26 protein-coding genes are annotated in these 22,050 nt (G+C 32.6%); 8 read left to right on the top strand and 18 right to left on the bottom strand.

Going from position 1 to position 22,050, the window contains the following annotated elements; all coding sequences use genetic code 11:
- Positions 1 to 71: 71 nt before the first annotated feature.
- Positions 72 to 377 (bottom strand): hypothetical protein, encoded by a 306-nt coding sequence (locus B3R94_RS07800; protein ID WP_152606051.1) that lies wholly within the window; start codon positions 375 to 377, stop codon positions 72 to 74.
- A 139-nt stretch (positions 378 to 516) separates the two neighbouring features.
- The gene (locus tag B3R94_RS07795) at positions 517 to 909 is read right to left on the bottom strand and encodes a hypothetical protein (protein WP_125349490.1); all 393 of its coding nucleotides are present in this window, start codon (positions 907 to 909) and stop codon (positions 517 to 519) included.
- Between the two features lie 89 nt (positions 910 to 998).
- Between B3R94_RS07795 and B3R94_RS07790 the strand changes: the two genes are divergently transcribed.
- The 6 genes from B3R94_RS07790 (at position 999) to B3R94_RS07765 (ending at position 6,179) form a co-directional block, all read left to right on the top strand.
- Positions 999 to 1,532: a methyltransferase gene (locus B3R94_RS07790; RefSeq protein ID WP_125349489.1), complete on the top strand. Its 534-nt coding sequence runs from the start codon at positions 999 to 1,001 to the stop codon at positions 1,530 to 1,532.
- On the top strand, positions 1,492 to 2,379 hold the full coding sequence (locus B3R94_RS07785) for a glycosyltransferase (protein WP_291099913.1): 888 nt from the start codon (positions 1,492 to 1,494) through the stop codon (positions 2,377 to 2,379). The genes B3R94_RS07790 and B3R94_RS07785 overlap by 41 nt, the downstream gene beginning before the upstream one ends.
- Positions 2,380 to 2,717: 338 nt before the next feature.
- Positions 2,718 to 3,089, top strand: a complete 372-nt coding sequence (locus B3R94_RS07780; protein WP_291099909.1) for a hypothetical protein — start codon at positions 2,718 to 2,720, stop codon at positions 3,087 to 3,089.
- 138 nt (positions 3,090 to 3,227) lie between these two features.
- Complete coding sequence (locus B3R94_RS07775) at positions 3,228 to 4,022, top strand: hypothetical protein (RefSeq protein WP_291099906.1); 795 nt, start codon at positions 3,228 to 3,230, stop codon at positions 4,020 to 4,022.
- A 102-nt stretch (positions 4,023 to 4,124) separates the two neighbouring features.
- A complete protein-coding gene (locus B3R94_RS07770; protein WP_291099903.1) occupies positions 4,125 to 5,807 on the top strand; it encodes an RluA family pseudouridine synthase in 1,683 nt (560 codons plus the stop codon).
- Between the two features lie 21 nt (positions 5,808 to 5,828).
- Positions 5,829 to 6,179 carry a hypothetical protein gene (locus B3R94_RS07765; RefSeq protein ID WP_038335727.1) on the top strand — a complete coding sequence of 117 codons (351 nt, stop codon included), beginning with the start codon at positions 5,829 to 5,831 and terminating at the stop codon, positions 6,177 to 6,179.
- 58 nt (positions 6,180 to 6,237) lie between these two features.
- Here the strand turns inward: B3R94_RS07765 and B3R94_RS07760 are convergent, their stop codons facing one another.
- Complete coding sequence (locus B3R94_RS07760) at positions 6,238 to 6,672, bottom strand: FKBP-type peptidyl-prolyl cis-trans isomerase (RefSeq protein ID WP_052217810.1); 435 nt, start codon at positions 6,670 to 6,672, stop codon at positions 6,238 to 6,240.
- A gap of 87 nt (positions 6,673 to 6,759) precedes the next feature.
- On the opposite strand from B3R94_RS07760, the gene B3R94_RS07755 reads away from it, so the two are divergent.
- A complete protein-coding gene (locus tag B3R94_RS07755) occupies positions 6,760 to 7,656 on the top strand; it encodes a hypothetical protein (protein WP_291099900.1) in 897 nt (298 codons plus the stop codon).
- A gap of 34 nt (positions 7,657 to 7,690) precedes the next feature.
- Here the strand turns inward: B3R94_RS07755 and B3R94_RS07750 are convergent, their stop codons facing one another.
- Positions 7,691 to 8,449 carry a LuxR C-terminal-related transcriptional regulator gene (locus B3R94_RS07750; RefSeq protein WP_115000300.1) on the bottom strand — a complete coding sequence of 253 codons (759 nt, stop codon included), beginning with the start codon at positions 8,447 to 8,449 and terminating at the stop codon, positions 7,691 to 7,693.
- A 176-nt stretch (positions 8,450 to 8,625) separates the two neighbouring features.
- Between B3R94_RS07750 and B3R94_RS07745 the strand changes: the two genes are divergently transcribed.
- Positions 8,626 to 9,027: a hypothetical protein gene (locus tag B3R94_RS07745; RefSeq protein WP_125350276.1), complete on the top strand. Its 402-nt coding sequence runs from the start codon at positions 8,626 to 8,628 to the stop codon at positions 9,025 to 9,027.
- A 55-nt stretch (positions 9,028 to 9,082) separates the two neighbouring features.
- Here the strand turns inward: B3R94_RS07745 and B3R94_RS07740 are convergent, their stop codons facing one another.
- The 14 genes from B3R94_RS07740 to B3R94_RS07675 all read right to left on the bottom strand — a co-directional run bounded on the left by B3R94_RS07740 (position 9,083) and on the right by B3R94_RS07675 (position 22,032).
- The gene (locus B3R94_RS07740) at positions 9,083 to 9,838 is read right to left on the bottom strand and encodes an enoyl-CoA hydratase/isomerase family protein (RefSeq protein WP_115000303.1); all 756 of its coding nucleotides are present in this window, start codon (positions 9,836 to 9,838) and stop codon (positions 9,083 to 9,085) included.
- 77 nt (positions 9,839 to 9,915) lie between these two features.
- Positions 9,916 to 11,967 (bottom strand): phenylacetic acid degradation bifunctional protein PaaZ, encoded by a 2,052-nt coding sequence (paaZ, locus tag B3R94_RS07735; protein ID WP_115000305.1) that lies wholly within the window; start codon positions 11,965 to 11,967, stop codon positions 9,916 to 9,918.
- A 151-nt stretch (positions 11,968 to 12,118) separates the two neighbouring features.
- Entirely contained in the window at positions 12,119 to 12,712 is a 594-nt protein-coding gene (locus tag B3R94_RS07730; protein ID WP_219035117.1) for a transferase hexapeptide repeat family protein, read from the bottom strand.
- Positions 12,713 to 12,827: 115 nt separating this feature from the next.
- Positions 12,828 to 14,033: a 3-oxoadipyl-CoA thiolase gene (gene pcaF / locus B3R94_RS07725; RefSeq protein ID WP_291099891.1), complete on the bottom strand. Its 1,206-nt coding sequence runs from the start codon at positions 14,031 to 14,033 to the stop codon at positions 12,828 to 12,830.
- A 78-nt stretch (positions 14,034 to 14,111) separates the two neighbouring features.
- Positions 14,112 to 14,525: a hydroxyphenylacetyl-CoA thioesterase PaaI gene (paaI, locus tag B3R94_RS07720; RefSeq protein ID WP_291099888.1), complete on the bottom strand. Its 414-nt coding sequence runs from the start codon at positions 14,523 to 14,525 to the stop codon at positions 14,112 to 14,114.
- A 13-nt stretch (positions 14,526 to 14,538) separates the two neighbouring features.
- Positions 14,539 to 15,696, bottom strand: coding sequence for a 3-hydroxyacyl-CoA dehydrogenase NAD-binding domain-containing protein (locus B3R94_RS07715; RefSeq protein WP_291099885.1), 1,158 nt, complete (start codon positions 15,694 to 15,696; stop codon positions 14,539 to 14,541).
- Between the two features lie 3 nt (positions 15,697 to 15,699).
- Positions 15,700 to 16,485, bottom strand: coding sequence for an enoyl-CoA hydratase-related protein (locus B3R94_RS07710; protein ID WP_038335712.1), 786 nt, complete (start codon positions 16,483 to 16,485; stop codon positions 15,700 to 15,702).
- Between the two features lie 6 nt (positions 16,486 to 16,491).
- Complete coding sequence (paaD, locus tag B3R94_RS07705; protein WP_125350273.1) at positions 16,492 to 16,980, bottom strand: 1,2-phenylacetyl-CoA epoxidase subunit PaaD; 489 nt, start codon at positions 16,978 to 16,980, stop codon at positions 16,492 to 16,494.
- On the bottom strand, positions 16,974 to 17,750 hold the full coding sequence (paaC, locus tag B3R94_RS07700) for a 1,2-phenylacetyl-CoA epoxidase subunit PaaC (protein WP_291067727.1): 777 nt from the start codon (positions 17,748 to 17,750) through the stop codon (positions 16,974 to 16,976). Before paaC ends, paaD begins: the two co-directional genes overlap by 7 nt.
- A gap of 3 nt (positions 17,751 to 17,753) precedes the next feature.
- Positions 17,754 to 18,041, bottom strand: a complete 288-nt coding sequence (gene paaB, locus B3R94_RS07695; protein ID WP_038335709.1) for a 1,2-phenylacetyl-CoA epoxidase subunit PaaB — start codon at positions 18,039 to 18,041, stop codon at positions 17,754 to 17,756.
- 4 nt (positions 18,042 to 18,045) lie between these two features.
- The gene (paaA, locus tag B3R94_RS07690; protein WP_038335708.1) at positions 18,046 to 19,011 is read right to left on the bottom strand and encodes a 1,2-phenylacetyl-CoA epoxidase subunit PaaA; all 966 of its coding nucleotides are present in this window, start codon (positions 19,009 to 19,011) and stop codon (positions 18,046 to 18,048) included.
- Between the two features lie 22 nt (positions 19,012 to 19,033).
- Positions 19,034 to 20,116, bottom strand: coding sequence for a 1,2-phenylacetyl-CoA epoxidase subunit PaaE (paaE, locus tag B3R94_RS07685; RefSeq protein ID WP_125350270.1), 1,083 nt, complete (start codon positions 20,114 to 20,116; stop codon positions 19,034 to 19,036).
- A 1-nt stretch (position 20,117) separates the two neighbouring features.
- On the bottom strand, positions 20,118 to 20,690 hold the full coding sequence (locus B3R94_RS07680) for a TetR/AcrR family transcriptional regulator (protein WP_115000316.1): 573 nt from the start codon (positions 20,688 to 20,690) through the stop codon (positions 20,118 to 20,120).
- 4 nt (positions 20,691 to 20,694) lie between these two features.
- Positions 20,695 to 22,032 (bottom strand): phenylacetate--CoA ligase family protein, encoded by a 1,338-nt coding sequence (locus B3R94_RS07675; RefSeq protein WP_291099880.1) that lies wholly within the window; start codon positions 22,030 to 22,032, stop codon positions 20,695 to 20,697.
- Positions 22,033 to 22,050: the final 18 nt, after the last annotated feature.

Here is a 22,050-nt window from a genome sequence, read left to right as displayed (position 1 = left end):
CTAAATACAAGTTGTAAATAGCTGAAATTGGATAAATTGAAAGAATCAATCTATCGTAAAATCTAAAAAAATCACGCTTGTTTTGGCGGTTGCCAAATAGAATCTAAATAATGAGTATATAAGAAATCTTCATCAAATGTTTTGATTGAAGTCGTAGAAATTTCTTTATCTAAGTGTAAAACATCAAAGAGTTTTATGGGAGAGAAAAAAAAGTCGATATGAACAAACTCAACTTTCATGAAAGGTAATTTTTGGTCAGTTTCCCAATCCGCATCAACCTCATGTCCACCATAATGATGAACTAAAAAAGTTTTCATTTCATCCAAAAAGTCTCCTCCTTTATCATGTTCAATAAAATGAGAAATAAACACAGGCAATTTATATAACTGACACAATTGAGTTGAAGTTGTTATATATAAAAAAATTAAAATTTTAGTTGCCCATAGTTTCACGACCCAAATGTACAGTCAATTTTGCTTTCTTTCAAATTTAATTAATGGAAAAATCTCGTTAAACTTACTTAGAAACCTCTTTCTTCGTAAATAAATGAGAAATTACTTCGAGTTTATCATGATCGAATAAACACAAACCTTCAACATAGAAAGGTGTAAAATGAAAACTTTGTTGATCTACGATTCCAAATTCTTTCAGTTTTGGTTCGTAAACGACAAAACCTGTACGCAAGAATGGTTTTTTAGAGACTTTATACAACACAATATCATTGGTAAATAATCGTCGATTTCGTTTATCCAATATATCTATTCCAATATCTATGGTATCAAATTGTAAAGCATTTTCGTGCCAAGAAAACTCGTTATAACCTTTAAAATAGGTCACTCCATCTATCTCCTTCGCAAAACCTTCTACTTTATTTTTGTTTCGTAATCGATAATATCCAATCGTTTTCATCTGGCAAATTTGCAATAAAAAAATTTAAAATAGAAACGAGCAATATTAAAATAGATGATTAAATTTATCATCCGAAAACAACTAACACAATGTACAAAATATATCCACAAAAAAGATACAATGAAACCTTAGCTTTGCTGAAACAATTTGCTCAACCTACTGATAAAATTCTTGATTTAGGAATCAAAAATCCTTTTACAGATGTGATGTTGGAAAATGGTTTTGATGTAAAAAATACAAATGGCGACGATTTGGACTATTATTATAAGGATTTGCAAAATTATGATGCTAACTTTGTAACGGCTTTAGAAATTTTAGAACATTTGGTAAATCCAATGGAAGTGCTAAGAAATTTGCCTGGAGATAAATTATTAGCTTCAATTCCGATGCGTTTGTGGTTTTCGCCTGCTTATCGTAATCAAAATGATGCGCGAGATGTACATTATCACGAATTTGAAGATTGGCAATTTGACATGTTAATGGAAAAAGCTGGATGGAATGTAATACATCGTCACAAATGGACGCATCCATCAAACAAACTGGGAATAAGACCCTTATTAAGAAGAATTACACCAAGATATTATGCTGTCTACGCAGAACGAAAAAAAGACTTTACTTACTAAATACTCTATTGTTATACCTGCACATAACGAAGAAGATTTTATTGCGATTACGCTAAATTCTCTCGTTAATCAAACTGTTTTGCCCTATGAAGTGATTGTTATAAATGATCATTCAACTGATAAAACACAACAAATTGTAGAAGAATTTACAGCAAAATATCCGTTCATCAAATTAAGAAATATCTTATCAAAAGGTGAACATCAGCCAGGAAGCAAAGTGATACAAGCTTTTTTAAAAGGTTACGAAATCATTGATCCTAATTATGATATTATTGTTAAATTGGATGCTGATTTAGATATTCCGTTCAATTATTTTGAGACTATTTTAACTCATTTTAATCAAGATGAAGATATTGCAATGGTTGGTGGTTTTGCGTATATTGACAAAGACGGAAAATGGATTCTTGAAAATCTGACAGATAAAGACCATATTCGTGGTGCATTTAAAGCTTATCGAAAAAATTGTTACGAAAAAATTGGTGGATTACGCGCACATATGGGTTGGGATACAGTAGACGAATTGTTGTGTAAATATTATGGTTGGAAAGTTGTTACAGACGAATCTTTACACATCAAACATCTAAAACCAACTGGTGCTAGTTACAATAAATCGGCACTTTACAAACAAGGTGCAGCTTATTATGCATTGGGTTACGGATTTTGGATTACATTAATTGCTGGCACAAAATTGGCTTTACGTAAAAAGAAACCCACATATATTTTGTATTATTTGAAAGGTTTTTTTGAAGCTAAAACCAATGGTACAAAAAAAATGGTAAATCGAGATCAAGAGAAATTCATCCGAAATTATCGTTGGTCGAAAATGAAACAAAAAATAAAAGGTTAAATCTAACATGCGATATTGGTTAACATACACACTATTTATATTTCCATTCATCAGCTTTGCGCAAAATAAGTTGATTACTGGTTCTGTGGTTGTAGACGAAGGAAACGATTATATTTCCTCAGTTTCTGGTGCTCGTATAGAAAATCTGACGTCAGAAAGTAAGACATATACAAGCCCTTCGGGTTATTATTCTATCCAAGCAAATGTTGGCGATACGATTTTGTTTGAAGCAGATTTTTTGATTCCTCGAAAAATTGTAATCAATCAAAACATTTACAACAAAGGTTTTTTACAAGCACATTTGGATATTGAAACAATTGAATTGAGNNTACGATAAAATGGGACTTGATCAACGTTTACGAGATTTAGAACCTAAAAGAGATATTGCCAAATTCAAACCAATGGATGTTTTAAATCCTGTTCGATTAATTGGTCATATAAATGGTTTTTACCGTGAGCAACGTCGTGTACGTAATTATGAAACAAAACTTTCTCTTGTTCAAGAAGTTAAACATTATTATCCAACAGATTTTTATACTAATCAATTACAAATTCCTGAATATAAAATAGAAGAATTTTTATATTATGTTAATGCACGTTATCCGCTTCAAGAAAAAGTTTTGAGCAGACAATTTGGTACGATAATGATTGATTTAGAATCTTATGCGAAAGATTATTTGAATGAATTAAATCAAAACAAAAATCAATAATTCTTAATAGATTTTTAAAATTTAGCCAATAAACGTTAACAAAATTGATGCTAATTTATTAAGACTTATCTTCGTACAAATAATTAAACGTATAATCACGAACAATTGAAATCACTATTTACCATTCTAATATTGCTGTTGTCGAATTTTATTTTCGCACAAGAAAAATGGATTCAGGGAAACATTATCATTGATGATTCTGACGATACAGCAGAAGGAGTTTACGTTACAAATCTGAGAACAAATCATACAACAATTTCTAATTTTACAGGAACTTTTCTTATTCAAGCAAAAGTAAATGACACGCTAAAAATACAATCTGATTGGTACGAAAATCGACTAATTATCTTAAGACCAAATTTATTCAATAAACAAACAATTGTAGTGCATTTAGCTGTGCAGACAATTCAATTGAATACCGCATATATTGGTCAAAAATTGACAGGAATTCTTGAAAAAGATGTCAAAAATGGAAAAAAAGCTGATGTTGTAACAAAACTTTATAAAAGTCTTGGTGTTAATCCTGATATCAAACCTATAAAAGATACATCTTCGTTGAAAGCTGGATTTTTAAGTGGAGATATTACGTTGACGAGATTGGACATTGGGCGTATTTATGATGTTTTTTCTGGTAAAGCAAAACAACGAAAAGCATTGCTTGATTATGAAGATAAATACGATAAAATTACAAAAATTAAGAATTATTTTGGTGAAGATTATTTTACAAATGATTTAAAAATTCCGAAATTCAAAATCAGAGATTTCATTGATAATGCATTAACGAATACAGAATCTAAAATAGAATTGAATGATGTAAATTATTTCAAATTACTCCAATTATTTAATTCTTACAGTAAAATATACCTCGACTTTTTATACGGAAAAGTACCAAATAATACGAAAATCATCAAAAAAGATACGATAGACGATTAAAAAAAGAGCTTGATTAATCAAGCTTTTTTTTGGTATTTTAAAACTATTCTTTTCTAAATTTATACCTTAAACTGTATCTTTGCATCGATTTTAAAGAAACAAATGTCCAGTTATTTTCAATATTTTAAACAACCAATTACAACATACGAACTTCCTAAAAAGTTTGATTATCCATTTTATTATGAACCAACTGAAATTGCAAAACAAGCATGCAAAGAGGTACAAGAATACTTGGAAAATCAAACCGATTTTGAACATAATTTTGGTTTAGAAAATGATCTATCTTCTACTCCAATTGGTAAAATGTTTGGTGTTTTAGTTGTTCGAAATCAGGAGAACAAAATTGGTTATTTAGCAGCTGTTTCAGGGAAATTAGCTAATACTAATCAACACAAAATTTTTGTTCCACCTGTTTTTGATATGTTGAATAAAAATGGTTTTTTCTTAGAACAAGAAGAACGTTTGAATGAAATCAATCGTATTTTAGAATCATTAGAGAATAATCAAAACTATCTACAACTTAAAGAAGATTTTCTTCAATTTGAAATCAATTCTAAATTAAAAATTGAAGAAGGAAAACAACTTTTAAAATCAAATAAAAAAGATAGAAAATCTCAACGCGAAACAATTTCATCAACTTTATCTGAAGAAGAAATTCAATTTTTTGAAGAAGATTTAATCAAACAAAGTTTACGTGATAAATATGAATTCAGAGTTTTGAGTGAAAAACTTGATGCTGAAAAACAACTTTTATTAAACAAAATAAATGTTTTTGAGACTGAAATCAATTCATTAAAAGAAGAACGAAAAACAAAATCTAATTCTCTTCAAAATCAATTATTTAATCAATATCAGTTCTTGAATAAGTTTAAGCAAGAAAAAGGATTATTAGAGATTTTTTCGAACACAGTATTTCAACAACCTCCAGCTGCTGCCGGAGAATGTGCTGCACCCAAATTATTGCAATATGCATTTCAAAATGATTTAGAACCAATTTGTATGGCTGAGTTTTGGTGGGGAGATTCGCCTAAATCTGAAGTTAGAAAACATGGACAATTTTATCCAGCTTGTACAGGTAAATGTGAGCCAATTTTAGGACATATGTTGCAAGGAATTGAACTAAATGAAAACTTATTGTTGAAGCAAAATTCTACCGTTGAAGAGTTAGAAATTTTATATCAAGATGAAGATTTGATTGTTATCAATAAACCAGAAGAGTTTCTTTCGGTTCCTGGAATTGAGATTAAAGATTCGGTTTATCTTAGAATTAAACATCAATTTCCTTTGGCTACAGGTCCAATTATTGTTCATCGTTTGGATATGTCAACTTCTGGAATTCTTGTTTTAGCTTTAAATAAAGAGAGCCATAAACTTCTTCAACAACAATTCATTAAACGTAAAGTTCATAAACGCTATATTGCCCTTTTAGATGGAAGTATTGAGCACGATAATGGTTTTATAGATTTGCCTTTGCGTGTCGATTTGGACGATAGACCACGACAAATGGTTTGTTATGAACATGGAAAAACGGCGCAAACAAAATATGAAGTCATTGCAAGAAAAGACAATAAAACGCTTGTCTATTTTTATCCGATTACTGGTCGTACACATCAATTGCGCATGCATGCTTCGCATCGTTTGGGACTAAATGCACCAATTATTGGCGATGATTTATATGGAAAAAAAGCAAATCGTTTGCATTTACATGCTGAATCTTTGGAATTTACGCATCCAAAAACGAAAGAATTGATGAAATTTCAGGTAGAACCAAATTTTAATCTCTAATTTTGCGAAAGAATACAAAGAATGGAAAATAAAGATTTGACAATACGAGAAGTGATTTATCGCGATATGGATACGTTGATTATGGCAAAATTGAAAAACGGATCTAACATATCGATTGATGATTTGATTGATATTTCTTCTTATTTAGCAGCAAGTTTGTTCCGTGAACGTTGGAAACAAAAAGGTGAGTTGAGCGAAGAGGAAGTGAATATCGTTTTAGGAAATTTAGGTGATTTTTGCAACGAACATTTTGGTGAATATTTTACGCAACAAGATTTTGATAAAATTGTGAAAATTTCTCAATTATTGTTACAAAAACCTACGTTTGATAACGATTCGAAAGAGTTTTTTGATGAAATATTGAAAAATTAGAGAAAAATTTAAACATAAAAAAACCACTTCTAATGAAGTGGTTTTTTATTTAAATATTTTATAAAATCCCCATCAATTCTACTTCGAAAATCATGGTAGAATAAGGTCCTAATTCTTTTGAAATCTCTCTGTCTTTGTAACCAATTTCAGGTTTTACAACAAATCTAAATTTACTTCCAACTGGCATTAATTGTACTCCTTCTGCCCAACCTTTTATTACATTTTCCAAAGGAAAAGCTGCAGGTTTCTTGCGTAGAACCGAACTATCAAAAACTTCTCCGTTGATATTTGTTCCATGATAATGACACAAAACCGTATCAGATAAAGTTGGCTTCACTCCTTCTCCAATCGTGATTACTTCATACAATAATCCACTTTCGGTTTCGGTTACACCTTCTTTCAATTTATATTCTTCTCGAAAAGCTAAACCTTCTGTTTTGTTCTTTTCGATCAATTCTTGTTTGCGTTTTAATAATAATTCAGCTACTCCCATACCGCAAATTTAAAAGGAATATTTTTAATTATAGTATATTAATGATTTCTACAAATTAGTTTACTTTTAATAAAACAATACAACTAAATGAAAAAGACAATTTTCACTTTACTTTTTACTATTATTTCAATTACTATTTTCGGGCAGAATATCGTAAAAGAGATTCCATTTCGATTAACAAAATACAATAATATTTTAGTGCCAGTTATCATCAATCAAAAAGATACGGTACAACTGATGCTACATACAGGCTCTGATTATATTACGATTATCGATGATTCTTACAAAAAAATGAAATCTATTTCGATTTCTGATACATTAAACAATGTGACATCTTGGGCGGGATATTCGGATATGAAAATGAGTAAGAACAATGTAATTAAATTTGGTAATGAAGAGTTTAGCAAAATTCCGATTTTTATCGACAAACAATCTGGACATGAAAGTGATGGAAAAATAGGTTTGAAGTTTTTCGAAGGAAAATATTTAGAAATCAATTTTGATGAGAATAAATTATTTGTCTATGATAAAGCACCTACCAAACTAAAAAAGTATACAAAATTAAATTCAAGATATTCTCAAGAAACGCTGTATATAAAAGCTTTTCCATTCATTGACAAAAAACCGGTTGAAACAGAATTTATGATTCACACAGGTTTTTCTGGTGCTTTGATGATTTCAGATGATTTTGCAAAAGAATATAAATTATTAGAAAAATTTGAAATTATTGGAGAATCTAAACTAAGTGATGCTGCTGGAAATGTAATTCTTTCCAAAAAATCAATTTTACCTGATTTCGAATTAGCAAATCAAACATTCAAAAATGTACCAATGTCATTTTTTGATAGTACAATAAAAATTCAACACAAAAATATTATGGGTGGCGATTTGATTAAACGTTTCAATCTAATTCTCAATCCAGAAAAAGATATTTTATATGTAAAGAAAAGTAAATATTATAAAGACGAGTATTTTAAATTATAAAAAAAATCCACTTCATTTTGAAGTGGATTTTTATTTATATATTTCTCAAACGTTTATATTTACTCAACAACTCTAAACCGCTTTTACACTCAGTTTTTCGTAATATATTTTTTCGATGAGTACGGACAGTATTATATGATATGAATAAGCGCTCAGATATTTGTCTATCCGATACGCCGTCTAAAATCATATTAGCAATTTCCCTTTCTCGTTTTGATAAATTCGGAAATTCATTTTTCAAGGAATCGTACATAAAAGTAGATTCTATTAAATTCTTTTTTAAATTTCTAATTGTTACAAAGTATTTATTTTGCTTAATTAAAATATCTAAATATATATTGCGATGATATGTAAAATTTATTCTACTATTATCCTCAGAAAAATTGTGAATCGTTTGGTGAACGAAATAAACAAATTGATTTAGATAATTACGAATACGAAATGCATATTCTATAACATAAATATCTTTTTTGTCAATATTTTTCAGATATTCTAATCCTTTTTTTTCTGCAAATTTCACAAAATCAATATCTTCTTTGCAATATAAATTTGTAATTTCTTGATATTTTTTCGGAAGTTTTTCAAAAGGATGTATCTCTAAAATAATTGGTTCTACATCTTTTATTTTATCTGTTTTATGATTTAAAATATAAGAATAAGAAGTTCCTAATTTCAAATCAATAGATTGCTTATCTAATTTTTTATGTGTTTTTTTAGATAAATTATTTTCATGAGAAAAAAAATCTGAAAATTCTTCTCTCAATTCTTTCATAAAGTGATTTTTTTTAGGCATAGTTAGAGTATTACAGATTATATAAAAATACAACAATTGAGGTATTTTATAGTGTTTTTTCTCATACTATTTTTGTCTCACAACAACAAAAGATATTTTTAGAAAAAATTCAGAATCAACTATATATAAATTGTTTTGATAATAAAAAAACAAACAATTCATATATTTTTTAGAAGATGAGAAAACTGGTAAGTTTAATAATGGTATTAGGAAGCTTTGTCGTAACAAACGCGCAAACGGAATCGGAAACATTAAATTGGTTACAAGAAAACAAACCAACATTAGATCATGTCAATTGCCAAGCATATAATTTGTACGGAGATTATTTCGAAATTACCGATGATTATGTAAAATTGTACAATGATGAAAAACAATATTGTAAGATATATTGGAAAGACGTTACGAAAGTAACTACGGAGGATAACTTTTTTTATTTAATTTCAAATAAAAAAGTTGATGATAAAAATGTGCAATTAAAAATGTTGATTACAAATACGCCTGCGAGAGAAAGTTTTGTAAACGCTCTGAGACATATGGTTGATTTAAAAACAACAATTGCAAAATCAAAATTATTTTAAGATAAAAAATCCACTTCAAATGAAGTGGATTTTTTATATAAACTATAGTTGTCTTTTATTTTGCTTTGAATTTGTTAATCGCGTTAATTGTAAATTCTGATAAAACTAATTCACCCGAAATTTTTGCACGATCAATTAATAATTCGTCCCAATTTTCTGTTCCTTCCCACGCAACACGTTTTAAATGTTTCATTGCTTCTGGATTTGAATTCGCTAATTTTTTAGCTAAAATATCGATTCCTTCATCCATTTCAACTGCATTTGCATAAACTTCTGCATACAAACCTTTTTCTTTCGCCCAATCAGCCGACTGAAATTCAGTTGCATTAATCGCCATTTGTGTAAAAGCAGAATTTCCAACTTTACGCTCCACAGCTGGTCCAACTACAAATGGTCCTATACCAACTGCTAATTCAGATAATTTTACTGCGGCATGTTCCGTTGCAAAAGTATAGTCAGCTGCCGATGCAATTCCAACTCCACCTCCTACTGCTTTACCTTGAATACGAGCTAAAACAAATTTAGGTGCTTTGCGAATCGCATTGATTACATGTGCAAATCCTGAGAAAAATTCTAATCCAGTTTCGCGATCTTTGATTGAAATTAATTCGTCAAAAGATGCACCAGCACAAAATGTTCTGTCTCCAGCACTTTTTAAAACAATAACTTTTACTTCGTCATCGTTTCCTAATTTCTCGATTTCAGTTGCTAAGTTTCTTAATTGAGAACCTGGCATTGAATTACTTTGTGGATGAAAGAATTCAATTGTACCAATTCCGTTTTGTATATCTGATTTTACGTAAGCTTCCATAGTAATTTGAATATGTGTTAATGTGATAATTTGAAAATTATTAGCTAATTAACGAATTATCACATTATCTAAATAAATTAATCTTGATTTAATTTTTTAACCATTGTTAAAATTGTTGCAATACCAACTGTTTCTCCCGTTTCGTCGTAAATATCAACCAACCAACGAACAATTCCTTTTGCCACATCGTTTTCATCTTTTTTCTCTTGATCGATTTTTTCTTTACACGTAAAACGCACTCCAATTGTAGAACCTGGATATACAGGCTTCACAAAACGACATTCATCTAAACCATAGTTTAATAAAACTGGACCTTTTTTCGCTAAAACAAATAAACCTGCCGCTTTAGACAATAAATAGTATCCGTGAGCAACATTACGCTCAAAAATAGTTCCTTCTAAAGAAGTTGCGTCAACATGTGCATAGAAATTATCCCCAGATAAAGCTGCAAATGCATTAATATCTGATTGTTGAATCGTATGTTTTGCTGTGATTAATGTATCACCAACTTTAACTTCTTCGAAATGCTTCGCGAATGGATGTTTATCTTCTTCGATATAATTTGCTCCATATTGGTATTGTTGAGTAACAGCTGTTAGTTTATTTGGAGAACCCTGGATTGCTGTACGTTGCATATAGTGTAATACACCACGCTTACCTCCCATTTCTTCTCCTCCACCTGCACGACCTGGACCTCCGTGTACTAATAATGGAAGTGGTGATCCGTGACCTGTAGACTCTTTGATACATTCTGCATCCAAAATAACGATACGTCCGTGTAAAGAACCTGCATTCAATACAAATTCTGTTGCGATATCATTATCCGCAGTAACAATCGAACAAACTAACGATCCTTTCCCCATACGAACTAACTCAATTGCTTCGGCAGTTCCGTTGTAAGGAATAATCGTAGAAACTGGTCCAAAAGCTTCGATATTGTGAACGTCCGTTTTATTGAATGGATCGTTGTTGAAGAATAAAATTGGAGAAATAAAAGAACCTTTGTTTTTATCAGCACCTTTTACTTCGAAATTATCTAAGTTTCCAAAAATAATTTCTTGTGTTTTAGCTAATTCTTCTACTTTCTCACGAACTTCTTTTACTTGCGCTGCTCCCGCTAAAGCTCCCATACGAACACCTTCCACATTTGGATCTCCAATTGTAGTCGTTGCTAAACGTTGTCCTAAAGCGATTTGAACATCCTCAACCAAATGAGCTGGCACCAATGCACGACGAACCGCTGTACATTTTTGTCCTGCTTTAGTTGTCATTTCACGTGTAACCTCTTTAATGAAAATATCAAATTCTGGTGAGCCAACTTGTACATCTTCTCCTAAAACACAAGCGTTTAAAGAATCTGCTTCTAAGTTGAATGGAACACCTTCTGAAGTAATTCTTGGATGTGCTTTTAACATTTGTCCTGTCCAAGCAGAACCTGTAAATGTTACAACATCTTCTGACTCTACATTATCTAAAATTCCGTTTGCTGAACCTGTGATTAATTGTAAAGCACCGTCAGGTAAAATTCCAGATTCAATGATTGCACGAACAACAGTTTCCGTTAAGAAAGAAGTAATTGTCGCAGGTTTTACAATAGCTGGAACTCCAGCCAATAAATTAACCGCAACTTTTTCTAACATTCCCCAAACTGGGAAATTGAATGCATTAATATGAATTGCAACACCTCGTTTTGGTGTTAAAATATGTGTACCTAAGAATGTTCCGTTTTTAGAGATTTTATGCGTTTCTCCTTCAACATAAAATGGTTGATCTCCGAATTGACGTCGTAAAGATGCATTGGCAAATAAGTTTCCAATTCCTCCTTCAATATCAACCCAAGAATCTGCACGAGTCGCACCTGTTGCCCAAGAAACCGTGTAAAATTCTTCTTTACGATCCATTAAGTATAAGGCTAATTTTTTCAACATTAAACCTCTTTCTTGGAACGTCATTTTACGTAAAACTGGTCCACCAACTGTACGTGCATAATCCATCATCGCACTGAAATCTAATCCAGCTGATGATGCAGTTCCTATTTCTTCGCCATTGATGGCGTTATATAACATTTGCCCTTCAGACGAACCTTTTGTCCATTGTCCTAAAGCATAATTTTCTAATTGTTTAGCCATTTTTATGTTGTTTGTGTATTTTTTTAGTTATAAGTCGTAAGTATTAAGTTATAAGTTTTTGTCATTCTGAGTTCATCTCAGAATCTCATTAAATTTAAGTGTGATACTGAAACAAGTTCAGTATGACATTTTACATAATACTTTTTACATTTTACTTACTTTCATTCCACGTTTTATAATTCGAAGCCATTGACTCGTAATAATAATCTGGAACTTCTGTTAATGGTTCACAAGGTTTTAAACTATCATGACAATCACTTGGTAATTGCATATATTGTTGAGTACCTTGATCTTTCCATTCGATCATTTGATCCGAAACTTGTTTTACGATTTTTGCAGGATTTCCAACCACAACACTTCTTGTCGGAATATGTGTATCAGCCTTTACAAAAGCTAAAGCACCAACAATACATTCGTCTTCTACCACAACATTATCCATAACAACTGCATTCATCCCAACCATACAATTGCGACCAATTGTTGCTCCGTGAATAATTGCTCCGTGACCAATATGCGCTTTTTCTTTTAAATGAACTGTTGTTCCTGGAAACATATGAATCGTACAATTTTCTTGTACATTGCAATTATCTTCGATAATAATTTGTCCCCAATCACCACGTAACGCACAACCTGGACCAATGTAAACATCTTTCCCAATAATCACATTTCCTGTCACCACAGCTTGCGGATGAATAAATGCTGTTGGATGAACAACGGGTTTATATCCTTTGAATTCGTAAATCATAATTTATAGATTTGAGATAGTAGTATTGAGTAATGAGATTTTATTTAATTGATACTTAAACAAGTTCAGCATTACTAAAATCTAAAATCTAACTTCTCAATACTAACATCTATTTTTACGCTCTTTCAATAATTACAGCATATCCTTGTCCTAAACCGATACACATTGTAACCAATGCATAACGTTTTCCTGTAGCTTGTAATTCGTAAGCCGCAGAATTTAAGATACGCGCTCCTGACATTCCAAGTGGATGTCCTAAAGCGATAGCTCCACCATTTGGATTGATACGAGAATCGTTATCTACTAAACCTAATGCACGCGTACATGCTAAAGATTGCGCTGCAAAAGCTTCATTTAATTCAATTACATCTATATCATTTATTGTTAAACCAGCTTTTTCTAATGCAATTTTCGTTGCATTCACTGGTCCAATTCCCATGATACGAGGCTCAACACCTGCAACACCAGAAGAAACGATTCTTGCCATTGGTGTTAAACCAAAGTCTTTAATTGCTTGTTCAGAAGCTAAGATATTAGCAGCCGCACCATCATTCAAACCAGAAGCATTACCAGCAGTTACTGTACCATCTGCTTTGAAAGCTGGACGTAACTTTGATAAAATCTCCATAGTTGTATTATTCTTTGGAAATTCATCAGTATCAAAAATGATTGCATCACCTTTACGTTGTGGAATAACTACAGGAACAATCTCTTTTGCTAAACGACCATTTGCTTGTGCAGCAGCCGTTTTTTGTTGAGACCAAACCGCAAATAAATCTTGATCTTCACGCGAAATATTATCACGTTCCGCCAAATTTTCTGCTGTATTTCCCATTCCATCAACACCCCACATTTCTTTCATTTTAGGGTTGATAAAACGCCAACCAAAAGTTGAATCATAAATTTGCACATCTCCACCAAATGGAGAAGCTGATTTAGAAACCACCAAAGGAGCACGTGTCATCGATTCTGCTCCACCAGAAATCATTAATTGTGCATCTCCTACTTGAATCGCTCTTGATGCTGCAATTGCAGCCGATAATCCAGAAGCACACAAACGATTCACCGTTTCTCCCGGAACTGTATAAGGTAAACCAGATAATAAAGCCGACATACGAGCTATATTACGGTTATCCTCTCCGGCTTGATTTGCATTTCCTAAAATTACATCGTAAAATGCAGCAGGATCAATTGACGGATTTCTTTTTAATAATTCGGCGATTACCATTGCGCCCATATCGTCTGGACGAACAGCAGATAATCCACCTTTTAATTTACCAATTGGAGTTCTAACTCCATCTATAATATATGTTTGGTTCATTTTTATACGTTTTACGTGATACGTTTTACGCTTAACGTTCAAAAAAATTAGAACTTATAACGTAGAACTTATAACATTTTACTCTTCAATTAAAGGTTTACCTGTTCTAAAACAAGTTCCTTTAAATAAAGCTATTAACTCATTTTTTTGATTCGTAACTTTGATATCGTAAATACCTGTTCTTTTTGTTGAAGAAATCTCTTGCGATTCGATTGTAAAAACATCTCCATTGCGTCCAGCTTTCGTAAATGAAATATGAACATCTAAAGCAACTGAAATATTATTGTACATATTGCACGAAAAAGCAAATGCAGAATCAGCCATTGCAAATGTTACTCCGCCATGTACAGAGCCAACTCCGTTCATCATTTCTGGACGAATTGCTGCTTGTAATTTTGCATATCCTTCTCTTACTTCAATTACTTCTAAACCTAACCATTCACTAAATTTATCGTGGTCAAGCATTCTATTCAATAACTTTTGTGGTTCCATTTATTGATAATTTTTAGTAGAAAGTTTTATTTTCTTTGACGTAATTTCTGATAATTGGACTTAAACGATAACGATCTTCGTGGTAATAATTGTACAATTCATCTAAATCGTTTTGTACATTTCCAAGACCATATTCATCTGCCCATTTCAATAATCCTTTTGGATAATTTACCCCTTTTGTCATCGCTGTATCTAAATCCTCACGGTTTGCAATATTTAAAAATAAAGCATCAGCTGCTTCATTGATTAACATCACTAAAACACGTTTGTAGATTTTTTCTAATAAAGCTTGATCTTGCGATGGCACTTTCTTCTCCACTCCTTCAGCATAATTGTAGAATCCACGACCCGATTTGCGTCCATAATATCCAGCTTCGAATAAACGTTTTTGAGAAAAAGATGGTTTAAATCTTGGATCATAAAAAAATGATTCGAAAACCGATTCTGTTACACGATAATTCACATCATGACCGATAAAATCCATTAATTCGAAAGGTCCCATACGGAAACCTCCAACAGAAGTCATCGCAAAATCGATTGTTTCTGCATCGGCTACGCCTTCTTCTAATAAACGAATCGATTCGCTGTAGAATGGGCGAGCCACACGATTTACAATAAATCCTGGTGTATCTTTTGTGATGACTGGTAATTTACCAACAGATTGAATCAAGGCTTTTACTTCTTCTGCTAAACCTTCTCGCGTTTGTACGGCTGGAATAATCTCTACCAAAGCCATTAAAGGCGCAGGATTAAAAAAGTGAATTCCAATAACACGTTCTGGTTTTGAACACGCAGATGCAATTGATGCGATTGATAATGAAGAAGTGTTTGAAGCTAAAATACATTCGTCAGAAACGAGTTCTTCCACTTGTTTGAAAACTGATTTTTTAATATCTAAATTTTCAATAATTGCTTCAATCATTAAATCAATCGATGCAAAAGCGGTTAAGCTATCTGCATATTCGATATTGTTTTGAATTTCTTGTGCTTTTTCAGCAGTATATTTTTCTTTCGCCACTAACTTCTCGAATGTCTTCGCTAAGTTTTGTTTTGAACGATCTAAAGCTTCTTTATTTGTGTCATATAAAACAACTGGATGACCAGATTGAGCAAAAACTTGTGCAATTCCAGACCCCATTGCTCCTCCACCAATAATTCCTATTTTTTTCATTTCTTACTCGCCTTTAAAAACAGGATTTCTTTTCTCGATAAATGCGTCTACACCTTCTTGATAATCTGATGTATTCCCTGATTTAGCTTGAAATAATCCTTCTTGAATTAATTGTTCTTCGATTGAATTATTAAATGTTTGATTCAATAATTTCTTTGTATAAGCCAAACCTTTTGTTGGAAGATTGGCTAATTTATCAGCAATCTTTGCAACTTCAGCATCGAAAATATCGTCAGCAAAAAACTCATAAATCATTCCGATTTCTTTTGCTTGAGCCGCCGAAACTTTATCTGCAAGCATCATTAAAGCAGTTGCTTTTTGAAGTCCAATTAAACGAGGTAAGAAATAAGTTCCTCCACAATCTGGGATTAAACCAATTTTAGAAAAAGCTTGAATGAAATTTGTCGATTCTTTCGCAACAACAATGTCACAAGCCAAAGCTAAATTTGCTCCCGCACCGGCAGCAACACCGTTTACAGCAGCAACAACTGGTTTGTCCATATTTCTAATTTTAAGAACCAATGGATTGTAATTTTCTTGAACGATTTTATTGAAGTCGATTTCTTTTTCTTCTAAAACTTCGCCTAAATCTTGACCAGCGCAGAATGCTTTTCCCGTTCCAGTTAAAACCACTGCACGAACAGAAACATCTTGAGCTGCAACATCCAAGTGATGTTGAAGAGATTTAATCATTTCCTGATTAAAACTGTTAAAAACAGAAGGACGATTCAACGTAATCGTAGCAATTCCTCCCTCTTGTGTGTATAGGATTGATGTTGAATTTTCCATAATTTTTTAGTGATGACATTTGAAATAATCAAATGGTTCGTGGCAGCTATTGCATTGATACATAGCTTTGCAGGCCGTAGAACCAAATTGACTGATAAGTCTGGTATCTGTAGAGCCACATTGTGGACATTCTACATTTTGTTCATCCGAAAAAAGCGCATCAGATGAAGGATTTTTGGTAGGCGGTGCAATTCCATAAGCCTTCATTTTTTGCTTTCCTTCTTCTGTCATCCAATCAGTTGACCACGAAGGGCTCAACTGATTAATGACATTGATATTTTTGAATCCTTTTTCGATTAATTTTAAACGAACAGAAATTGAAATTGCACTCATAGCAGGACATCCTGAATACGTTGGCGTAATAGTAACATTGACACTTTCTTGGTCAATCAATTCAATTTTACGCACAACACCAAGATCGATTACACTAATCACAGGAATTTCTGGATCAGCAACTTCCTCCATGTATTGCCAAATTTCTTTTTCGGTTACCATTGCGAATTTGGATAAGTTCTTTGTAAATATTGTAAATCTGTTAAGATAAATCCTAAATGCTCTGTATGAACACCTTCTTTACCTCCTTTTTGTACAAACGCATTTTCGACATCAGCCTCGATTGTCGCTTCGTCTAAAATTGCTTTTACATTTGCTAACCAAGTTTCTTGAAATTCTTCTGGACTTGAAATTAATCCTTCTTCAACTAAAGCTTTTTGGTAAGGTGCTAATAAAAACGCTTCTTTTACATAAGGTAAAATATTATTTACAGCTTCCTGAATTTTATCGTGAGATTCTTGTGTTCCATCTCCTAAACGAATTATCCATTCTGATGACCATTTTAAGTGATATTTTACCTCTTTCAATGATTTTTCAGCGATAGCTTGTAATTTAAGATCTTTTACTTTCAAGAATTGTTCTAATAATAATGCGTGGTAAGAATCATAAAAGAACTGACGTGCAACTGTATCACCGAAATGTCCGTTTGGTAATTCAACTAACAATAAGTTTTTGTATTCACGCTCTTCGCGTAACATTGCTAACGTATCTTCAGTTGCTCCATTCCCGATCATTTCAGCCGCATAGTTATAATAATTAGAAGTTTGACCTAATAAATCCAACGCCATATTAGACATTGCAATGTCTTGTTCTAAAATTGGACCATGACCACACCATTCGCATAAACGTTGTGCCAAAATTAGATTTGTATCCGCTAAATGTAAGATAAAATCGATGTAATTTTGATTGTTTTGATAAACTGTACTTGTCATAAATTACATGTTTTTAATTTCTTCTGGTACATCATAAAAAGTTGGATGACGGTAAACTTTGTCTTCTGCAGGATCAAAAAATTGCTCTGCTTCATCAGGATTAGAAGCATGGATATTAGCAGATTCTACCACCCAAATACTTACACCTTCTAAACGACGTGTATATACATCACGTGCATTTTCTAGTGCCATTGTAGCATCAGCAGCATGTAAGCTCCCAACATGTTTGTGGTCTAACCCTTGTTTACTTCTAATGAATACTTCCCATAAAGGCCAATCTCTATTTTCCATCTTTTTATGCGTTTTTGCGTTGTTCTTTTTCTAATTCTCTTTGTTTTCTTTTTTCGTGGTAAGCTGTTGCTGCATCACGAACCCAAGCTCCTTCGTTGTGAGCATTACGGCGAGCATCCAAACGTTGTTTGTTACATTTACCGTTTCCTTTCACAACATTCCAGAATTCTTCCCAATCAATTTCTCCGAATTCGTAGTGCCCTGTTTCTTCGTTGAATTTTAGATCTGGATCTGGAATAGTTAATCCTAAATATTCGGCTTGAGGAATAGAAATATCTACGAAACGTTGACGTAATTCGTCATTCGAGAAACGTTTGATTCTCCATTTCATTGATAATTCTGAGTTTGATGATTCTTCGTCTTTTGGTCCAAACATCATTAATGTAGGCCACCACCAACGATTCATTGCATCTTGCAACATCGCTTTTTGTTCTGGTGTTCCTTTTGATAATACCACTAATGCTTCATAACCTTGTCTTTGGTGGAAAGATTCTTCTTTACAAACACGCACCATTGCACGAGCATAAGGTCCGTAAGAAGTTCTACATAATGGAACTTGATTCAGAATCGCAGCTCCATCTACCAACCAACCAATCATTCCGATATCTGCCCAAGTAAGGGTTGGATAATTGAAGATTGATGAATATTTTGCTTTACCTGAATGTAAGTCATTTAATGTTTGAATACGAGAAACACCTAACGTTTCAGCAGCACAGTATAAATATAATCCGTGACCAGCTTCGTCTTGAACTTTCGCTAACAAAATTTTCTTTCTATTTAACGAAGGCGCTCTTGTAATCCAGTTTGCTTCTGGTAACATTCCAACAATTTCTGAGTGAGCATGTTGAGAGATTTGTCTGATTAATGTTTTACGGTATGCATCTGGCATCCAGTCTTTTGGTTCGATACGAACTTCATTTTCAATCTTATTATCGAAGATTTCTTGAAAATCAATTTCTTTTGCACTCATTTCTAAACGTTTTTAAAGTTGATTATTTGGCATCAAAATCTACCACGACTTCTGCAGAACGAGGGTGCGCTTGACACGCTAATACAAATCCTCTTTCTAATTCATCTGGCTCAAGTGAGTAGTTGATGTCCATTTCTACCTCACCCTTCTCTACTTTACACTTACAAGTTGCGCAAACACCACCTTTACAAGCATAAGGTAAATCAGCTCCGTTTTGTAAAGCCGCATCTAAGATTGTATCGCCATTGTAACCCAAATCAATCTGTAAAGCTGTTGCATCTAATTTGATGGTTACTTTACTCATTGTATCATCTGATTGTTTTACAGCTTTTTGACGCTCTACCTTTTTCGCTTCTGCAGATGCACTATAGAATAATTCGAAATGCAAATGTTTTGCATCAACTCCTGCTTCTACAAAAGCGTCACGACCGCTTAAAATCATTTCTTCTGGACCACAAAGGAAAACTTCGCTTACTTCTTTTGGATCGATGATATTTTGCAAGAAATATTCAATTTTTGCTTTATCAATACGACCACTCAAAATCTCAGCATCAGCCGTTTCACTACTCAAGATATTGTAAACGCTAATGCGTTCCATGTATCTATTTTTTAATGCTTCGATTTCTTCTTTAAAAATAATCGAACCTTTGTTTCTGTTTCCATATAACAGTACAAATTGACTGTTAGGTTCTGTTTGTAGAACTGTTTTGATGATAGAAAGTACAGGTGTAATTCCTGATCCTGCCACAATTCCTACATATAATTTTTTGTTGTCTTCGTGTACTTCTGTAAAGAAATTTCCTTGTGGAGTCATTACATCAAGAACATCGCCAACTTTGATTGTATCGTTAACAAATGTCGAGAAAATTCCATCCTCAATTTTCTTTACAGCAACTCTTAATTCATTATCCAAAGGACTTGAACAAATTGAGTAAGAACGTCTAATTTCTTCGTTATTGTGAAGATTTTTGAACGTTAAATATTGACCATGTTTGAATTTGAATTCTTGGTTTAATTCTTCTGGCACTTCAAATGTAACGGATACACAATCTGGTGTTTCCTTTTTTACATTTTTAACGCGTAATTGGTGAAAATTTATAGCCATATTATTTTTGAAATCCGTTAATTAATAGTGTCATTAAGTCATTTTCTAATTGCTCTGGTGAGATATCTCGTCCAGGTTTGTACCACAATTCTATCCAACGTAATGATGATAATAAAGTAAATAAAGCAACCGAAACATTCAAGTCTTTAAATTCGCCTGCTGCAATTCCTGCTTTGATAAGATTGGCAATTCTTTTTTCGTATCCTTTTCGAATTGTTTTGTACAACTCTTTTTTTGTATCCGAAAGATTTTTCCAATCATTATTTGCAACAGAAACTTCATTTGGCTCATCAATAATCATTCTGACGTGTAATTGAATTAAATCTCTCAATTTCTGAACATTTGATTCGTCCGTATCTTCGATCGAACTAATGTGAGAAACATATTGATTGGCAACTTTAAAACAAATCTCTTCTAAAATTTCGTCCTTCGAACGAATGTGATTGTATAAACTTGCCGCTTCCATTCCGACCTTTTCTGCCAGTTCGCGCATTGATGTTGCCGAATAACCTTTTTGTTTGAAGATTAATGCAGCTTCTTGAATAATGAGTTCTTTTTTACTTTGTTTAGGCATATATTTATAAATGTCTGTTATCGATAATTCGGTTTAATTTTCCTCCTTCACTTTTCGGAAGTTCATCAACTTGATACAATTTAACATTCATTCCTAATCCAATATTGTCTCTAATTTTTTTGTGAATATTAGAGATTAATTTGCAACATGCATAATTAGATTCGTCGTTCAAATTATCACAAGTGAAACCTTGGCTTGCAAAATAGTCAGGATTAATTTCAAATCCAACTTCTACAGCATCCATATTTTTAGGTTTTGTTAAAACTACTTGATAATTTGGCGATAATTCTGGAAATTCTGGAATAAAATCAGCGATTTGTGTGTGAAAGAAATTTACACCTCTAATAATCATCATATCATCTGCACGACCAATAATTGGTCCCATTTTGATATGCGTTCTTTTCTTAGAATATTCGTACGTAAGGGTTGTGATATCTCCCGTCCAATAACGCACCAATGGTAAAGCTTCTTTTGTTAACGTTGTAATCACTAAAACTCCAGGTTGTCCATAAGGCACAGGCTCACCTGTTTTCTCGTCTACAATCTCTGGAAAGAAGTGGTCTTCCCAAATGTAAGATCCTGTTCCTTGCTCTTCATAATCTTCATTAGATACACCAGGTCCGATAATTTCGCTCAATCCATAGATATTAGAAGCTTTGATGTTTAAACTTCCTTCTACTTCTTGGCGTAATGCTTCTGACCATGGTTCTGATCCTAAAATAGCAAACTTAAGATTTAAGCTTTCTAATGATTCGCCTCTTTTCTTGATTTCCTCAGCTACTGTTAATGCATACGATGGTGTTGCACAAATCGCATCAGCCTGAAAATCTTTCAACAACATAATTTGTTTTTCAGTATTTCCACCAGAAATAGGAACAACTGTCATTCCTAACTTTTCTGCTCCATAATGTAATCCCAAACCTCCTGTAAACAAACCATAACCATAAGCATTTTGTAATGTCATTCCTGGTTCGCATCCAGAAGCCGCTAAAGAACGTGCTACTACTTCTGAAAATAATTCGATGTCATTTTTGGTATAACCTACAACAGTTGGTTTTCCTGTTGTGCCGCTTGAACAATGTAAACGGATTACGTTGCTCTTTGGTTCTGCAAATAATCCGAACGGATAGTTCTCTCTTAAATGTGTTTTTTTGGTGAAAGGTAATTTGTGTAGATCTTCAACACCTTTGATGTCTTCTGGTTTTATTCCAGCCGCATCAAATGCTTCTTTATAAAAAGGTACATTGTTGTACACTTTTTGTAACATGTTTTGAAGTCTTTCGTTTTGAAGAACGCGCAATTTTTCAATTGGCATTTGTTCTATCTCGGGATTAAATATCATAATTTTTGCAGATTTTGA

This window comes from Empedobacter sp. UBA7611, from assembly GCF_002484365.1.
Lineage (GTDB): Bacteria > Bacteroidota > Bacteroidia > Flavobacteriales > Weeksellaceae > Empedobacter > Empedobacter falsenii_B.
The sequence above is the reverse complement of the archived record's forward strand: the minus strand, read 5'-3'. Positions and strand labels throughout refer to the sequence as shown.

Excerpts from the sequence above, each read along its gene's own strand:
- B3R94_RS07795 (WP_125349490.1), bottom strand. The coding sequence starts at position 909 with ATGAAAACGATTGGATATTATCGATTACGAAACAAAAATAAAGTAGAA.
- B3R94_RS07790 (WP_125349489.1), top strand. The coding sequence starts at position 999 with ATGTACAAAATATATCCACAAAAAAGATACAATGAAACCTTAGCTTTG.
- B3R94_RS07785 (WP_291099913.1), top strand. The coding sequence starts at position 1,492 with ATGCTGTCTACGCAGAACGAAAAAAAGACTTTACTTACTAAATACTCT.
- B3R94_RS07780 (WP_291099909.1), top strand. The coding sequence starts at position 2,718 with ATGGGACTTGATCAACGTTTACGAGATTTAGAACCTAAAAGAGATATT.
- B3R94_RS07770 (WP_291099903.1), top strand. The coding sequence starts at position 4,125 with ATGTCCAGTTATTTTCAATATTTTAAACAACCAATTACAACATACGAA.
- B3R94_RS07765 (WP_038335727.1), top strand. The coding sequence starts at position 5,829 with ATGGAAAATAAAGATTTGACAATACGAGAAGTGATTTATCGCGATATG.
- B3R94_RS07760 (WP_052217810.1), bottom strand. The coding sequence starts at position 6,672 with ATGGGAGTAGCTGAATTATTATTAAAACGCAAACAAGAATTGATCGAA.
- B3R94_RS07755 (WP_291099900.1), top strand. The coding sequence starts at position 6,760 with ATGAAAAAGACAATTTTCACTTTACTTTTTACTATTATTTCAATTACT.
- B3R94_RS07750 (WP_115000300.1), bottom strand. The coding sequence starts at position 8,449 with ATGCCTAAAAAAAATCACTTTATGAAAGAATTGAGAGAAGAATTTTCA.
- B3R94_RS07745 (WP_125350276.1), top strand. The coding sequence starts at position 8,626 with ATGAGAAAACTGGTAAGTTTAATAATGGTATTAGGAAGCTTTGTCGTA.
- B3R94_RS07740 (WP_115000303.1), bottom strand. The coding sequence starts at position 9,838 with ATGGAAGCTTACGTAAAATCAGATATACAAAACGGAATTGGTACAATT.
- paaZ (WP_115000305.1), bottom strand. The coding sequence starts at position 11,967 with ATGGCTAAACAATTAGAAAATTATGCTTTAGGACAATGGACAAAAGGT.
- B3R94_RS07730 (WP_219035117.1), bottom strand. The coding sequence starts at position 12,712 with ATGATTTACGAATTCAAAGGATATAAACCCGTTGTTCATCCAACAGCA.
- pcaF (WP_291099891.1), bottom strand. The coding sequence starts at position 14,033 with ATGAACCAAACATATATTATAGATGGAGTTAGAACTCCAATTGGTAAA.
- paaI (WP_291099888.1), bottom strand. The coding sequence starts at position 14,525 with ATGGAACCACAAAAGTTATTGAATAGAATGCTTGACCACGATAAATTT.
- B3R94_RS07715 (WP_291099885.1), bottom strand. The coding sequence starts at position 15,696 with ATGAAAAAAATAGGAATTATTGGTGGAGGAGCAATGGGGTCTGGAATT.
- B3R94_RS07710 (WP_038335712.1), bottom strand. The coding sequence starts at position 16,485 with ATGGAAAATTCAACATCAATCCTATACACACAAGAGGGAGGAATTGCT.
- paaD (WP_125350273.1), bottom strand. The coding sequence starts at position 16,980 with ATGGTAACCGAAAAAGAAATTTGGCAATACATGGAGGAAGTTGCTGAT.
- paaC (WP_291067727.1), bottom strand. The coding sequence starts at position 17,750 with ATGACAAGTACAGTTTATCAAAACAATCAAAATTACATCGATTTTATC.
- paaB (WP_038335709.1), bottom strand. The coding sequence starts at position 18,041 with ATGGAAAATAGAGATTGGCCTTTATGGGAAGTATTCATTAGAAGTAAA.
- paaA (WP_038335708.1), bottom strand. The coding sequence starts at position 19,011 with ATGAGTGCAAAAGAAATTGATTTTCAAGAAATCTTCGATAATAAGATT.
- paaE (WP_125350270.1), bottom strand. The coding sequence starts at position 20,116 with ATGGCTATAAATTTTCACCAATTACGCGTTAAAAATGTAAAAAAGGAA.
- B3R94_RS07680 (WP_115000316.1), bottom strand. The coding sequence starts at position 20,690 with ATGCCTAAACAAAGTAAAAAAGAACTCATTATTCAAGAAGCTGCATTA.
- B3R94_RS07675 (WP_291099880.1), bottom strand. The coding sequence starts at position 22,032 with ATGATATTTAATCCCGAGATAGAACAAATGCCAATTGAAAAATTGCGC.